Origin of the sequence: Klebsiella sp. GB_Kp056 (assembly GCF_040064755.1) — a bacterium.
Lineage (GTDB): Bacteria > Pseudomonadota > Gammaproteobacteria > Enterobacterales > Enterobacteriaceae > Klebsiella > Klebsiella quasipneumoniae.
Genome location: NZ_JBEAJA010000038.1, coordinates 1 through 15,233 on the forward strand (window position 1 = coordinate 1; position 15,233 = coordinate 15,233).

General features: G+C 55.5%; 14 protein-coding genes, 1 rRNA gene and 1 pseudogene. 3 read left to right on the forward strand and 13 right to left on the reverse strand.

Annotation, left to right across the window (positions count from 1 at the left end; all coding sequences use genetic code 11):
- Positions 1–90: 90 nt before the first annotated feature.
- Positions 91–206, forward strand: a 5S ribosomal RNA gene (rrf, locus tag ABLV52_RS05335).
- Positions 207–426: 220 nt separating this feature from the next.
- Here rrf and ABLV52_RS05340 read toward each other — a convergent pair.
- The 3 genes from ABLV52_RS05340 to ABLV52_RS05350 all read right to left on the reverse strand — a co-directional run bounded on the left by ABLV52_RS05340 (position 427) and on the right by ABLV52_RS05350 (position 5,203).
- Positions 427–648: a membrane protein gene (locus ABLV52_RS05340; protein WP_004206262.1), complete on the reverse strand. Its 222-nt coding sequence runs from the start codon at positions 646–648 to the stop codon at positions 427–429.
- Positions 649–940: 292 nt separating this feature from the next.
- On the reverse strand, positions 941–4,051 hold the full coding sequence (locus ABLV52_RS05345; RefSeq protein ID WP_023291164.1) for an efflux RND transporter permease subunit: 3,111 nt from the start codon (positions 4,049–4,051) through the stop codon (positions 941–943).
- A 12-nt stretch (positions 4,052–4,063) separates the two neighbouring features.
- Positions 4,064–5,203 (reverse strand): efflux RND transporter periplasmic adaptor subunit, encoded by a 1,140-nt coding sequence (locus tag ABLV52_RS05350; protein WP_348890123.1) that lies wholly within the window; start codon positions 5,201–5,203, stop codon positions 4,064–4,066.
- Positions 5,204–5,579: 376 nt separating this feature from the next.
- Between ABLV52_RS05350 and envR the strand changes: the two genes are divergently transcribed.
- Positions 5,580–6,233, forward strand: a complete 654-nt coding sequence (gene envR, locus ABLV52_RS05355; protein WP_023291162.1) for an acrEF/envCD operon transcriptional regulator — start codon at positions 5,580–5,582, stop codon at positions 6,231–6,233.
- Between the two features lie 84 nt (positions 6,234–6,317).
- Here envR and fis read toward each other — a convergent pair whose 3' ends face one another.
- The 10 genes and pseudogenes from fis to msrP form a co-directional block, all read right to left on the reverse strand.
- Positions 6,318–6,614 carry a DNA-binding transcriptional regulator Fis gene (fis, locus tag ABLV52_RS05360; protein ID WP_000462905.1) on the reverse strand — a complete coding sequence of 99 codons (297 nt, stop codon included), beginning with the start codon at positions 6,612–6,614 and terminating at the stop codon, positions 6,318–6,320.
- Positions 6,596–7,604: pseudogene (dusB, locus tag ABLV52_RS05365) on the reverse strand (tRNA dihydrouridine synthase DusB). Before dusB ends, fis begins: the two are co-directional and overlap by 19 nt.
- 357 nt (positions 7,605–7,961) lie before the next feature.
- A complete protein-coding gene (gene prmA, locus ABLV52_RS05370; RefSeq protein ID WP_004144971.1) occupies positions 7,962–8,843 on the reverse strand; it encodes a 50S ribosomal protein L11 methyltransferase in 882 nt (293 codons plus the stop codon).
- Between the two features lie 11 nt (positions 8,844–8,854).
- Positions 8,855–10,306 carry a sodium/pantothenate symporter gene (gene panF / locus ABLV52_RS05375; RefSeq protein WP_348890159.1) on the reverse strand — a complete coding sequence of 484 codons (1,452 nt, stop codon included), beginning with the start codon at positions 10,304–10,306 and terminating at the stop codon, positions 8,855–8,857.
- Positions 10,296–10,538, reverse strand: a complete 243-nt coding sequence (locus ABLV52_RS05380; RefSeq protein ID WP_004206253.1) for a DUF997 family protein — start codon at positions 10,536–10,538, stop codon at positions 10,296–10,298. The genes panF and ABLV52_RS05380 overlap by 11 nt, the downstream gene beginning before the upstream one ends.
- 110 nt (positions 10,539–10,648) lie before the next feature.
- Positions 10,649–11,998, reverse strand: a complete 1,350-nt coding sequence (accC, locus tag ABLV52_RS05385) for an acetyl-CoA carboxylase biotin carboxylase subunit (protein ID WP_004174096.1) — start codon at positions 11,996–11,998, stop codon at positions 10,649–10,651.
- A gap of 10 nt (positions 11,999–12,008) precedes the next feature.
- Entirely contained in the window at positions 12,009–12,476 is a 468-nt protein-coding gene (gene accB, locus ABLV52_RS05390) for an acetyl-CoA carboxylase biotin carboxyl carrier protein (RefSeq protein WP_004206250.1), read from the reverse strand.
- A gap of 22 nt (positions 12,477–12,498) precedes the next feature.
- The gene (gene aroQ / locus ABLV52_RS05395) at positions 12,499–12,951 is read right to left on the reverse strand and encodes a type II 3-dehydroquinate dehydratase (RefSeq protein ID WP_023291159.1); all 453 of its coding nucleotides are present in this window, start codon (positions 12,949–12,951) and stop codon (positions 12,499–12,501) included.
- Between the two features lie 232 nt (positions 12,952–13,183).
- On the reverse strand, positions 13,184–13,783 hold the full coding sequence (gene msrQ / locus ABLV52_RS05400) for a protein-methionine-sulfoxide reductase heme-binding subunit MsrQ (protein WP_050534350.1): 600 nt from the start codon (positions 13,781–13,783) through the stop codon (positions 13,184–13,186).
- Entirely contained in the window at positions 13,783–14,784 is a 1,002-nt protein-coding gene (msrP, locus tag ABLV52_RS05405; protein WP_348890125.1) for a protein-methionine-sulfoxide reductase catalytic subunit MsrP, read from the reverse strand. The genes msrQ and msrP overlap by 1 nt, the downstream gene beginning before the upstream one ends.
- Positions 14,785–15,014: 230 nt before the next feature.
- Here msrP and ABLV52_RS05410 point away from each other — a divergent pair, with 230 nt between their 5' ends.
- Positions 15,015–15,206: a hypothetical protein gene (locus tag ABLV52_RS05410; RefSeq protein ID WP_032429221.1), complete on the forward strand. Its 192-nt coding sequence runs from the start codon at positions 15,015–15,017 to the stop codon at positions 15,204–15,206.
- Positions 15,207–15,233: the final 27 nt, after the last annotated feature.

Consider the following 15,233-nt stretch of genomic DNA (forward strand, 5'->3'; position numbering starts at 1 on the left):
CGCACCCTTGGTAAGGGTGAGGTCCCCAGTTCGACTCTGGGTATCAGCACCACTTTTTAGGTTAAAGTTCGGCACGTTGTAAAGAATTTGCCTGGCGACAATAGCGCGGCGGTCCCACCTGACCCCATGCCGAACTCAGAAGTGAAACGTCGTAGCGCCGATGGTAGTGTGGGGTCTCCCCATGTGAGAGTAGGGAATCGCCAGGCATCAAATAAAGCAGAAGGCCCAGTCGAAAGACTGGGCCTTCTGCTTTTGTGTTATCTGTTGATAAGCAGTCCTGCCGCCAGGGGGAAACCCGTCAAAGCCGATTTGCGCGTAATGCAGCAAGGGACAGTGAGTTTGTTTGTTCGGTTGTCATGTGGATGATGCGCAGAAGAGCAGATACAGGTTCGACGCTAGCCCCTGTATCTGCTGGTCGGGGGAGAATTAGCGGGTCAGCGCGACGATCCCTAACGTGAGGCCGGCTACCGCGGCGGCGCCCCCAGCGATCGCGCCTGCGGTGTCCCAGTTGTCTTCTGTTGTGCCTTTCATACAGGTATTGGTGTGGACTAAGCGGCCTTGCGAGTCATACACCGGCACGCAGGGAGAGTCATGGGCACAGCCTGCCAGCAGAGAGGCCAGCAGCGCCACGATTAAATACTTTTTCATGATATTACCTCTGGATAATCCGCAGGGTTGTACTGAGAGCCAGTGCAGAACGGAATGGCTTATTTTATCACCGCGGATTGTCCGGCCCGGATGCCGAAATCATCTCAATATATGAGCCACGTAAATATCGTGAAGATAAGCAGGGGAATATGCAGAAAAGATGGAGAGAACGATCGTATCCCATCGCTGCCGCGCGCGATAGCGGTTGTCAGATAGCGGTAAGCTGTAGTGGTTGCTCATATACCAGGCGAAAAAAAAGCGCCCGCAGGGGCGCCTTTAATACCAGGCCGGGTTATTCAGCGTGCCGGGTAAAACGTCGTCTGACGACCACAAAGAAGACCGGAACAAAGAAGATCGCCAGCAGTGTCGCGGTTAGCATCCCGCCCATGACACCGGTACCCACCGCATTCTGCGCCCCGCTGCCGGCACCATGGCTAATCACCAGCGGCATGACCCCGAGAATAAAAGCCAGAGAGGTCATCAGAATGGGTCGCAGGCGCATCCGCGATGCCTCCAGGGTTGCTTCAATGATCCCTTTCCCTTCTTTCTCCATCAGATCCTTGGCGAATTCGACGATCAGGATCGCGTTCTTCGCCGACAAACCGATCGTGGTCAGAAGGCCTACCTGGAAGTAAACGTCATTATTCAGCCCACGCAGCGTGGCGGCTAACAGCGCGCCGATCACACCCAGCGGAACCACTAGCATGACTGAGAACGGAATCGACCAGCTCTCATACAGCGCCGCCAGGCACAGGAAGACGACAATCAGCGAGATGGCATAGAGCGCGGGAGCTTGGTTGCCGGAAAGGCGTTCCTGGTAAGACATCCCGGTCCAGTCGTAACCAATACCGCTCGGCAGTTTACTGGCCAGCGCTTCCATCAGCGCCATGGCTTCCCCGGTACTCTTGCCCGGCGAGGCTTCACCGAGGATCTCCATGGAGGGTAAACCGTTGTAGCGTTCCAGACGCGGCGAGCCATATATCCAGCGCGAAGTGACGAAGGCGGAGAACGGAACCATTTCGCCATTGGCGCTACGAACATACATATTGTTAATGTCGCTCGGCAGCATACGGAAATGGGCATCAGCCTGGACGTACACTTTCTTGACGCGACCACGGTCAATAAAGTCATTGACGTAGTACCCGCCCAGCGCAGCGGATATAGTTTCATTGATATCGGAGAGCGATACGCCCAGCGCCTGCGCTTTTTCCTGGTCGACATCCAGTTTGAACTGCGGCGTATCTTCCAGCCCATTAGGCCGTACCCGTACCAGCTGATCCGGATGCTGTTTCACCATGCCCAGCAGTTGATTGCGCGCCTGCGTCAGGGCAGTATGACCTAGCCCGCCCTGGTCGATCAGCTCAAAGTCGAAGCCGGTGGCGGTACCCAGCTCAATAATGGCAGGCATGTTGAACGGGAAAACCATGGCGTCTTTGATCTGGCTGAAGGCCACGGTGGCTCGCTTGATGATGGACTCCACGCTGTTTTTATCACCGCTGCGCGCTTCCCATGGTTTCAGACTGACAAACGCCATGCCGGAGTTTTGTCCCTGGCCGCTGAAGCTGAAGCCGTTAACGGTAAAGACGCTTTCGACGTTAGCCTTCTCGTTATGCAGATAGTAGTCGGTCACGGTATCCAGCACTTTCTGAGTCCGCTCCTGGGTAGCGCCGGAAGGCAGCTGGATCATGGTCAGGAAGACCCCCTGGTCTTCATCGGGTAGAAAGGATGTCGGAAGACGCATAAACAGCACGGCCATTCCCACGACGATCAGCAGATAGATCACCAGGTAACGGCCGGTTCCACGCAAAATACCGCTGACGCTGTTGGTGTAGTGGTTAACGCTCTGGTCAAAACGGGCGTTAAACCAGCCGAAAAATCCTTTTTTCTCATGGTGTTCAGCTGAGGCTGGCTTCAACAACGTGGCGCAGAGCGCTGGCGTCAGCACCAGGGCAACCAGCACGGAGAGCGCCATGGCGGAAACGATGGTGATCGAAAACTGGCGATAAATCGCGCCGGTGGAACCGCCGAAGAAGGCCATCGGCACGAAAACCGCAGAGAGCACCATGGCGATACCCACCAGCGCCCCCTGGATCTGCGACATCGACTTTTCCGTCGCTTCTTTTGGCGAGAGCTTCTCCTCAACCATCACACGTTCGACGTTTTCCACCACCACAATGGCGTCATCGACCAGCAGACCTATCGCCAGCACCATACCAAACATCGTCAGGGTGTTGATGGAGTAGCCAAACATCGACAGTACCGCGAAGGTACCCAACAGCACGACGGGCACGGCAATGGTCGGAATGAGCGTAGCGCGCATGTTCTGCAGGAACAGATACATGACAAGGAAGACGAGAATAATCGCTTCAAAGAGCGTTTTGACCACTTCGTGAATAGAGATTTTGACGAAAGGGGTCGTATCGTACGGATAGACCACCTTCATTCCCTGGGGGAAGTAAGGCTGCAGTTCGGCCAGCTTCGCTTTAATCGCGGTGGCAGTATCCAGCGCGTTGGCGCCGGTCGCGAGCTTAATACCCAGACCAGAGGCGGGCTTACCGTTAATTCTGGCGACGACATTGTAGTTCTCTCCGCCCAGCTCAACGCGGGCGACATCTTTCAAATGGACGACAGAACCATCGGCATTGACCCGCAGCGTGACCTTGCCAAACTCCTGCGGATCTTTAAGCCGCGTCTGGGCAATGATCGACGCGTTCAACTGCTGGCCTTTCAGCGCTGGCGTACCGCCCAGCTGGCCGGCGGCAATCTGATCGTTCTGAACCTGCAGCGCATTGATGACGTCCACCGGCGTCAGGTTGTATTTGTTCAGCAGGTTGCCATCCAGCCAGATGCGCATGGCGTACTGCGCGCCGAACAGCTGTACATCGCCCACACCGTTGAGTCGGCTGATGGGATCTTTAACATTAGAGGCGACATAGTCGGAAATATCATCCTGGGTGGTGACCGGGTTATCAGAGATAAAGCCGGCCACCAGCAGGAAGCTGCTGCTGGACTTCTCTACGCTAATTCCCTGCTGCTGGACTTCCTGAGGCAGCAGCGGGGTGGCCAGCTGCAGTTTGTTTTGCACCTGCACCTGGGCGATATCCGGATCGGTGCCGGACTTAAAGGTAAGCGTGATGGTTACTGAGCCGGCGGAATCGCTGGTCGACGACATATACATCAGGTTGTCGATACCGTTCATGTTCTGCTCAATAACCTGAGTGACCGTGTCCTGCACGGTCTGAGCATCCGCACCGGGATAGGTGGCGGAGATCGCCACCGCAGGGGGCGCAATCGTCGGATACTGCGCTATCGGCAGCTGGAGAATGGCCAGACCGCCGGCAATCATCATGATGATGGCCAGCACCCAGGCAAAGACCGGTCGATGGATAAAAAACTTAGACATGGCTGGGTATCCTTATTGCGCGACCGGTGCCGCACGCTCCACTTCTGCTTTAACGGTGACGCCGGGACGGACTTTCTGTAAGCCGCTGACAATCACCTTATCGCCCGGCTTCAGCCCGCTGGTGATAAGCCACTTATCGCCCACGGCCTGGGAAGCCACCACTTGACGGGTTTCAACCTGATTTTTGTCATTCACCAGCATGACGGAGGCATCGCCCCGCGGCGTTCGAGTCACCCCCTGCTGCGGCACCAGGATGGCCTGCGGATCGGTGCCTTCATCGATGCGGGCGCGGACGAACATCCCCGGCAGCAGGACATGCTGCGGGTTAGGGAAGATAGCGCGCAGGGTAATTGAACCTGTACTTTCATCGACAGTGACGTCGGAGAACTGCAGCGAACCCTTAAGCGGATAGGCCTGACCGTTCTCCATCAGCAGTTCAACGCTTTTGGTGTCGCCGCCGCGTTGCAGGCTTTCCTGCTTAAGGCGCATGAAGTCATTGCTGGATTCCGTCACGTCGACGTAGATCGGATCGAGCTGCTGGACGGTGGCCAGGGCATCTGACTGACCGTTGGTAACCAATGCCCCCTCGGTGACGCTCGATTTACCGATGCGTCCGCTAATGGGAGAGGTCACTTTGGTGTAGGCCAGGTTGATGCGGGCGCTTTCCAAGGAGGCTTTGGTAGCGATGACGTCGGCATCGGCCTGGCGGGCGGTGGCCACCGCCTGATCGTATTCCTGTTGACTGATATACTTGGTACCCAGCAGCGGAACGTAGCGTTTCACCGTCAAGTGGGCGATGGCGGCTGCGGCTTCGGCTTTTGCTTCATCGCCCTTGGCGCTGTTCCACGCCGCCTGGTAGGTTGCCGGATCGATCTGATAGAGCGACTGGCCTGCTTCGACATCGCTTCCTTCAACAAAGTTACGCTTCAGGATAATACCGCTTACCTGAGGGCGGACTTCCGCCACGCGAAAAGCTGAAGTTCGGCCTGGCAGTTCGGTGGTGACCGACAGCGGCGCGCTGTTCACGACATGGACCGTCACCTGCGGCGCCTGGGCATGGGGTTGCGGATTGTCCGAATTATCGCAGCCGGTAAGCAATAAGGCCGAGATAATTAAACCGGATAAAAGTGTCACTCTGGCGTGAGTAGTCATGGCGGTTCCTTATAGATTACGTGCCAAATTCGGCGGCGAATCTGTGAAAGAAAGAGGGAATTAAAAAGCAGTTTGCCATCCTACAAATAAACGCCGCTGGATGTAAGGGATAGTTATTTTGGGACAATCAGCAAGGCACGCAAAAACAAAAAAACGCGCTGCCTTTTTATTCTGTTTACCTTAATTGTAAAACTTAATAAATAGACATCAATTCTGTGAATGAGTTATTTATTAATATTGATTTAGGTAATTTATTTGACGATGGCGTCAGAATTAACTTGTCTGCATTTTTGCTAAAAAATATTCCATGACAAATGTTAGGTTAAGCGATCTTCAGAAAATCCTAAATATCCTGTCTGGCGGGAAGGGGGCTTGTATGGCAAGAAAAACGAAAGAAGAGGCGCTACGCACGCGGCAGCTCCTGATTGAGTCCGCGATCCAGCAGTTCGCTCTGCGGGGGGTGACCAACACGACCCTGACGGATATTGCTGATGCGGCGGGAGTGACCCGCGGCGCCGTCTACTGGCATTTTGCCAGTAAGACCGAGCTGTTTAATGAAATGTGGCAGCAGCAGCCACCGCTCAGGGATTTGATTCAGCATAGCCTCGCAACAGAGAATGAACAGGAGCCTTTAAATGCGTTGCGCGAGCGGTTTATTACCGGGCTCCGCTATATTGCTGCGAATCCTCGCCAGCGCGCGCTGATGCAAATTCTTTATCAGCGCTGCGAGTTTGCCAATGATATGCTTTCGGAAAATGAAATTCGCCAGCGCATTGGCTTTAATTATTCGCTCATCGGCGGCATGCTGCAGTGCTGTGTGCGTAACAATATATTGCCAGCCGAAACAAATATTGAAGTGATATTAATTGTTTTACACAGCGCCTTTTCCGGACTAATTAAAAACTGGCTGCTCGATCCGCAACGCGTCGATCTTTATCAGCAGGCGCCTGCGCTGGTGGATAATATTATGGCGGTAGTCTGTGCTGCTCGTGTATCGGAGACGCCGGTACTGCGGGCGGTGAATCAGTAATGTGTCCCGCTGCCGCAGGTAATAAAAAAGGCGCTTCCCCATGCCGAAGAGCGCCTTTTATATCAAGCAAGCAACTGACTAGTATCAGTTCATGCCGTATTTTTTCAGTTTTTTACGCAGCGTACCGCGGTTGATGCCCATCATCAGGGCAGCGCGGGTCTGGTTACCACGGGTGTATTGCATCACCATGTCCAACAGGGGCTGTTCAACTTCAGCCAGTACCAGCTCATACAGGTCATTCACATCCTGACCGTTCAGTTGAGCAAAATAGTTCTTCAGTGCCTGTTTAACCGAGTCACGCAGGGGCTTTTGAGTTACCTGATCCTGAGAGTTAACGGTAGAAACGGTCAGTACGTCAGAATTTACGCGTTGTTCGAACATAGTTCTGTCAGCTCTTTATTTCTATTACGCAAAATTTTCGAAGTATGCCTCCAACGCCTCCAGCTGTTCGCTGGCATCCTCAATGGCGTTGAATGTGCGCCGAAACTGGTCATCTGGAGCATGTTCCTGAAGATACCAGGAGACGTGTTTACGCGCGATTCGGTACCCTTTTGCCTGACCATAAAAGTCATGCAATTCCCGAACGTGCGCACAAAGCAAGCGCTTGACCTCTGCCAGCGGCAGCGGGGGCAGCAGCTCTCCAGTGTCCAGATAATGCTGGATTTCCCGAAAGATCCAGGGTCTTCCCTGAGCTGCACGGCCTATCATCAGGGCATCAGCCCCTGTATAGTCGAGCACAGCTCTGGCTTTAAGCGGGTCAGTAATGTCGCCATTCGCGATAATCGGAATGGAAACTTTCTGCTTAACTGCCCGAATACTGTCGTACTCAGCGTCTCCGTTAAACAAGCAGGCGCGGGTGCGTCCGTGAATAGTCAGAGCCTGAATGCCACACTCTTCGGCCAGTTGGGCAATCTCTACGCAGTTACGGTGTTCCGGTTCCCAACCGGTGCGAATCTTGAGAGTCACAGGAACGTCCACCGCATTCACGACCGCCGTCAGGATCGACTTCACCTGGTCGGGGTACTGCAAGAGGGCTGAACCTGCAAGCTTGCGATTCACCTTTTTCGCCGGGCATCCCATATTGATATCAATAATCTGGGCGCCGCTTTCCACGTTAATCCGCGCGGCGGCAGCCATCTCTTCCGGCACGCTACCGGCGATTTGCACGGTACGAATACCGGGCTCATCAATATGCACCATCCGTAAACGGGACTTGTCGCTCTCCCACACCTGTGGGTTAGAGGACATCATCTCGGAAACGGTTAAACCCGCTCCCATCTCGTAGCACAGCGTCCGGAATGGTCTGTCAGTAATGCCAGCCATGGGCGCTGCGATCAGGCGATTTCTGAGCTGGTGGTGTCCGATGCGCATGAGTTAAGAAATGACCATACTGTGACTGCAAGGCGGCGTATATTACGCATTTTTTGCACGAGATGAAAGGCCAAACTTTGAGCAATCCTCTGTTGCAGATCAATGAATCCGGGACTAACGTAAAAGGAATGAATAAATACTTATATTAATCATTGATTTAATGGATGATGGATAATTTGTGTCCATTTATAAAATCATAAAACTTCTCGATTTTTCTTAGACAAACTCGCTACCAGGCGATATAAAACGCTGTTTTTATAGCCAAAAAAGTGCTCTGTAGTGCGATCTGCCTCTCATTTCCTGGCATTATTTGGTGGCTACTGGAAACAAAAATGCGGCCCACAGGCCGCATTGCGCTTAGTTTTTCCGGCCGGTGATCCGGCACCACTCCTCTTTCTCGACCACCGGGTCAAGGGTGAAGAGATCGGCGTAGGCTTCACAGACGCTCTCCGCCTGGCTGGCAAGGATGCCGGAAAGTCCCAGCAAACCGCCTGAAACGGGCAGGACGCTGATTAACGGCGCCAGCTCACGTAACGGGCCAGCCAGGATATTGGCGACCACGACGTCGGCTTTCATCGACTCCGGCTGGTCCTGAGGAAGATAGAGCTCCAGACGCTCAGAGACGCCGTTACGCTGCGCGTTATCGCGGCTGGCCTGAATAGCCTGCGGGTCGATATCAATGCCGATCGCTTTTGCGGCCCCCAGCTTCAGCGCGGCAATCGCCAGGATGCCGGAACCGCAGCCGAAATCAATGACCGTTTTTCCGTTGAGGTCGAGTCCATCGAGCCACTGCAGGCACAGGGATGTCGTCGGGTGCGTGCCGGTACCGAAGGCCAGACCCGGATCGAGCATCACGTTGACGGCATTTTCATCCGGAACGTCGCGCCAGCTCGGGCAGATCCACAGCCGCTCACCGAAACGCATCGGATGGAAGTTATCCATCCATTCCCGCTCCCAGTCTTTATCTTCCAGCTGCTCGATCTTATGCGCGAAGCCGGCGCCCAGCAGCGGGTGCTGCTCCAGTTGGGCAACGACCGCTTTCATATCGGTTTCGGCATCGAACAGGCCGATCACGTCGGTATCGCCCCACAGCCGGGTTTCCCCGGGCAACGGCTCAAATACCGGCGTATCGTGCGTATCCTGGAAGGTGATCGAGACCGATCCGGCCTCCATCAGCGCATCGCTAAGATCTTCAGCGTTCGCGCCGGTGGTATTTAGTTTCAGTTGGATCCATGGCATAGCAAAACTCTTTATTTATCAGTAGTCAAAATAGGTGGCTGTGGTGCGGGACGGCCGAAACGGTTCCCTGCCACAAACGCCAGTAAACTCAGCAGCAGCGCGGGAACGATCGGGTGGAAGCCGAGAAACTGCACTTTCAGCGTGGCAAGTACGGCATACAGCACGCCGCCCACGATCATCGCGCTCAGCGCGCCAGCCGCGTTAGCACGTTCCCAATACAGGCCCAGTACCAGCGGCCACAGGAAGACGGCTTCCAGGCCGCCGAAGGCCAGCAGATTCAGCCAGATAATCATCTCCGGCGGTCGCCAGGCCGCGAGCAGCAGCAGAACACCCAACAGGAGCGTGATGCCGGCGGACATGCGTTTTAGCCGCTTTTCGTTAGTCGCCTGATCCGGACGCCAGTTCAGATACAGATCCTTGATGATCGTAGCGGAACTTTGCAGAAGCTGGGCATTGATCGTCGACATAATCGCCGCCATCGGCGCGGCCAGAAAGATCCCTGCCGCAAAGGGCGGGAGCACTTTGACCATCAGCGTCGGGATCACCAGATCCGGTACGGTTAAGTCGGGGAGCACCGCCCGACCTAACGCGCCGGCCAGGTGCATGCCAAACATCAGGATCGCCACTACGATGGTGCCGATCATAATGCCGCGATGCACGGCTTTGCTGTCTTTGTAGGAGATACAGCGAACGGCGGTATGCGGCAGGCCAATGACGCCGAAGCAGACCAGCACCCAAAACGAGGCCATAAAGGTTGGCGAGAGGATATCTTCCGCCCCCTGCGGGGACACCAGCTTGATGTCGATCGACTGCAGAGTCTCTACCGCATGGCCAATCCCGCCGGCGGCGTGGATCACCCCCACCAGCAGCACGATCGTGCCGATCAGCATCACCATGCCCTGCATGGTATCGTTGAGCACGCTGGCGCGAAAGCCGCCATAGGCGGTATACAGCGCGATGCTGATGCCGAAGATCAGCAGACCGGTATCGTAGGGAATACCCGCAGCTGTCTCCAGCAGGCGGGCGCCGCCGATAAACTGGACGGTCATGGCGCCAACGAAGGCTACCAGCAGGCTCAGGCTGGCCAGCCAGACCAGCAGACGGCTCTGGTAGCGCGCAAACAGCATGTCATTGAGGGTGACGGCATTATAACGACGCGCAAGAATGGCGAATTTTTTTCCCAGTACGCCCAGCGACAGCCAGATGGCGGGGAGCTGGATCATCGCCAGCAGTACCCAGCCCAGGCCGTATTTATAGGCGGCGCCGGGTCCGCCGATAAATGAGCTGGCGCTGATATAGGTGGCGGTTAGCGTCATGGCCAGCACGAAGCCGCCCATCGAGCGGCTGCCGAGAAAGTACTCATTAAGAAAGCTTCCTGAGGCGCGTTTTCTCATGGCGTAAAGGGATAAGCCGAACACCACTACCAGATAGGCGATCAGGGGAATAATGACCTCAAACTGCATCATCGTCCTCCAGAGGAATGTCGCGGAAAACCAGTTTGACCATCGCCCAGCACAGCAGAATAAACAGCAGCGGAACCAGCAGGCAGGCCATTTCAAACCAGTGGGGCAGGCCGGTAAAACCGATAGCCACCCCCGGCAGATAGGCGGCGGCCAGCCAGGCGGCAAGATAGAGAAGGGTCAGCCACAGCGCCCAGCGCGCTTCTTTGTGGGCCTGAACAAAGCGTTTGTCCATTTTTTGTCCCTTGAGGATAAAGAAAGCGGGGATTGTACCGCATGGTATAGATGAGGAGAGAGAAAAAGAAAAAAGGCCGGAAAATCCGGCCTTTTGCTGAGAGAGCAGAATTATTTTTCCTGCAAGCCGAGTTTTTTCTCCAGATAGTGGATGTTGGTGCCACCATGCTGGAAGTTCTCGTCGCTCATAATGCGCATCTGCAGATCGACGTTGGTCTTGATGCCATCGATGATCAGCTCCTGCAGCGCATTCTTCATGCGGGCAATCGCCACGTCACGGCTTTCGCCGTAGCAGATCAGTTTGCCGATCATGGAGTCATAGTACGGCGGTACGGTGTAGCCGGCGTAAATATGGGACTCCCAGCGCACGCCAAAGCCGCCCGGCGCGTGGAAACGGGTAATTTTACCCGGGCTCGGCAGGAAGGTGTTCGGGTCTTCGGCGTTGATACGGCATTCCACCGCATGGCCGCGAACCACCACTTCATCCTGCTTGATGGACAGCGGCTGGCCGGCTGCGATACGCAGCTGCTCTTTGATCAGGTCAACGCCGGTGATCATTTCAGTTACCGGATGCTCTACCTGGATACGGGTGTTCATTTCAATGAAGTAGAACTCGCCGTTTTCGAACAGGAACTCAAAGGTACCCGCCCCGCGGTAGCCGATATCGACACAGGCTTTCGCGCAACGCTCGCCGATGTAGCGACGCAGTTCCGGAGTGATGCCCGGCGCCGGCGCTTCTTCGACCACTTTCTGGTGACGACGCTGCATGGAGCAGTCACGTTCAGCCAGATAGATAGCGTTGCCCTGACCGTCCGCCAGTACCTGAATTTCAATGTGACGTGGGTTTTCCAGGTATTTCTCCATGTAGACCATATCGTTGTTGAAAGCCGCTTTGGCTTCCGCTTTGGTCATGGAGATGGACTGGGCCAGTTCAGCGTCGCTGCGCACAACGCGCATACCGCGACCGCCGCCGCCGCCGGAGGCCTTGATGATCACCGGATAGCCGATGCGTTTAGCATGGGCGCGGTTAGCGTCCATGTCGTCGGTCAGCGGGCCGTCAGAACCAGGTACGGTCGGGACGCCGGCTTTTTTCATGGCGGTGATCGCGGACACTTTGTCGCCCATCAGGCGGATAGTGTCGGCTTTCGGGCCGATGAAGATAAAGCCGGAGCGCTCAACCTGCTCAGCAAAGTTGGCGTTCTCGGAGAGGAAGCCATACCCCGGGTGAATCGCTACCGCGCCGGTGATCTCAGCGGCGCTAATGATAGCTGGGATGTTCAGATAGCTTTTTACGGACGGAGCCGGACCGATACAGACCGTCTCATCCGCTAACAATACGTGTTTTAGATCGCGATCCGCGGTGGAATGCACAGCAACGGTCTTGATGCCCAGTTCTTTACAGGCACGAAGGATGCGCAGTGCGATCTCGCCACGGTTAGCGATGACAATTTTATCCAGCATGTTCGCCTCGTTACTCGATAACTACCAGCGGCTCGTCGAATTCTACCGGTTGGCCGCTTTCGATCAGAATGGCTTTCACCACGCCGGCTTTGTCGGCTTCGATCTGGTTCATCATTTTCATCGCTTCGACGATGCACAGGGTGTCGCCCACGTTAACTTTCTGGCCAACTTCCACAAACGCTTTCGCGTCCGGGCTTGGCGTACGATAGAAAGTACCAACCATCGGGGAACGTACGATGTGACCACTGATTTCCGCTTTTGCCGGCGCTTCTGCTGCTGCAGCTGGCGCGGCAGCCGCGGCGGCAGGTGCCTGAGGCTGCATCATCGGCGCAGCATAAGCCTGCTGCATAACCGGATAGCTTGCGGCCGGTGCAGAGCGGCTGATGCGAACAGACTCTTCGCCTTCAGAAATTTCCAGTTCGGAGATACCTGATTCTTCAACCAGCTCGATCAGTTTTTTAATCTTACGAATATCCATGAGTGGGTTCCGTACTCTTTGTTTAGTGTGATTGTGACAGGCGTTTTACCGCCGTCTGTAAAGCGTATGAATAGCCGTCCGCCCCCAGTCCGCAGATGACGCCAGCGGCGACATCTGACAGATACGAATGCTGGCGGAAGGGTTCGCGTGCATGCACATTGCTCAGGTGAATCTCGATAAACGGGATGTTCACGGCAAGCAAAGCGTCACGGATTGCTACGCTGGTATGCGTGAACGCGGCCGGATTAATCAGGATATAGTCCACGTTGTCTTTAGCCTGATGAATTCGGTCGATTAACGCATGCTCCGCGTTGGACTGCAGGTGATCCAGGCTCACATTCAGCGCCGCCGCTTCAGATGTTAAATGGTTAACAATCTCCGCCAGCGTGAGCGGACCATACTTCTCAGGCTCGCGGGTACCGAGCATGTTAATGTTTGGACCATTCAAAAGCAAAATGTGAAACTTCTTTGCCATCGTGTGGCGATCTCCTGCCATTTTCGGGTAAAAAACAACATATACCTTCAATGCGCCCTTGTCACCTTTTCAGGGTCAGAAAACCCCGTCAGGAAAGCCAAAGTCGCACATTATAACGATTTCGTAGCAATTGGCAGCTAAATACTGGTCTTATCAGGGAAGATTATCAACCGCTATCTTAAAAAGAGTCACGGTTGATAAAGGATCTGCGGGAAACTGCACATTACGGGATTCAGCGCCACCACTGGCGGAACTTCTTGTAACGCCATGCCAGCAGCGCCACTGCCAGCAGGGCATAAATGATGGGCTGCGGCGAGAGGATCTTCACTGACCACAGGTAGTGAATCGGCGCGAGGATCGCCACCAGATAGACGAAGTTGTGTAAAAGTTGCCAGCGGCGGCCCAGTTTTCGCTGCATCGCCTGCGTCGACGTCACCGCCAGCGCCAGCAGGAGCGCCCAGCTGACCATGCCTAACGTCAGATAGGGGCGGTTGATAATCTCCGAGCCCAGCAGCGCCAGATTGTTAATGCCCAGCTCCAGCAGGGTATAGCTGGTCAGGTGCAGCGTCGCCCAGGCGAAACACCATAAACCTAACAGGCGACGAACGCGAATCAATAATGGTTGTTTCGCATAGCGCGCCAGCGGGGAGACCAGCAGCGTCGCCAGCAGAAACTTCAGCGCCATCCTGCCGGTAAAATGCTGGATATCCTTGGCCGGATCGGCGCTAAAGTAGCCCTGATGTCCGGCCCAGAATAGCCAGACCAGCGGCAAAAAACCCGCCAGATGAAGTAAAACCTTCAGCCAGGCGATCTGTTTGACGGTGAAACGCACTAGAAGTTCTCCCGCAGATTCATGCCGCGATACAACGACGCCACCTCGTCGGCATAGCCGTTAAACAGCAGGGTTGGCTGACGCTTGACATCGAGTACGCCGCCGGCGCCGATAAACCGCTCGCTGGCCTGCGACCAGCGGGGGTGATCGACGTGCGGATTGACGTTGGCGAAGAAGCCGTATTCGTCCGGTGCCGCCAGGTTCCAGGTGGTCGGCGGCCGCTCGCGGGTCAGTTCAATGCTGACGATGGATTTAATGCCTTTGAAACCGTACTTCCACGGCACAGTAAGGCGGACCGGCGCGCCATTTTGCGGCGGCAGCGCTTTGCCATACACCCCGACGGTGAGCAGCGTCAGCGGATGCATCGCTTCATCCAGCCGCAGCCCCTCCACGTAAGGGTAAGCCAGCCCCCCGCCGATAAACCGATCTTTCTGCCCGGGCATTTGATCCGGAGCATAGAGGGTTTTGAAGGCCACATAGCGCGCATTGCTGGTGGGCTCCACCAGCGCCAACAGCTTATGCAGCGGGAAGCCGACCCAGGGGACCACCATCGACCAGGCTTCCACGCAGCGCATACGATAAATACGCTCTTCCAGCGGGAAGCGTTTGGTCAGATCGTCATGGTCGAGAGTCAGCGGCTTCGCCACCTCACCGCCGATGGTCAATGTCCAGGGATCGGTGCGCAGGCTACCCGCGTTCGCCGCCGGATCGGCTTTATCGAGGCCGAATTCATAAAAGTTATTGTAGCCGGAGACTTTATCTTCCGGGGTAAGCGTCAGCTTAGCCTGCCATTCAGCGGGTTTAGCAAAGTCCAGGGCTTTGCCCGCCGGGGCTGGCGGACGGTCATGGCCTTTAAACCAGTCCAGCAGGTCGGCCTGCGCGGCGGCGGGAAGCGAAAGGGCGGTCGCGCTGATGCCCAGCACTTTCAGCACCTGGCGCCGCTGGAGCATAAAAACGGATTCGGCCGTGACGTCGGCTTCCGTCAGTTTTTTTCTTTTCATGGTGTCCTCCGTCATGCGTTTCCTTAAGCATGACGGAGGCGGCGATGAATCGCGAATATGTCACGAAAAATTGCACATTAGGAGCATGAGCCGCCGCCGAAGCAGGGGCGCGGTCGTCCAGGAATCATCGGAAAGTGGCGCAAGACGTTTCCTTTACCGCGCCTGACCCGGCATCTTTAGCAGGGAAAAAAGCGGACGGGAGGCTGGCAGGACGGAAAATCGGCAATAATGTGCGCCGCTGGCGCGGGTTTGCCATCCAGCGTCTAAAATTAAAGCGCTTCTGGCGCAGGCCGCAGGCGGGCGGCGATTGGCAAATTTTTTCTGCCGACTATACTCGCTATCGGCATACTTTCGCCGATAATACGCATTCCATTGCCAGACTCGCCATCTTTGATAGTATGCGTCGCGCTTTAAAAGGTTAATGCTAGCGTCAAGGCGCGCGCCGGCAC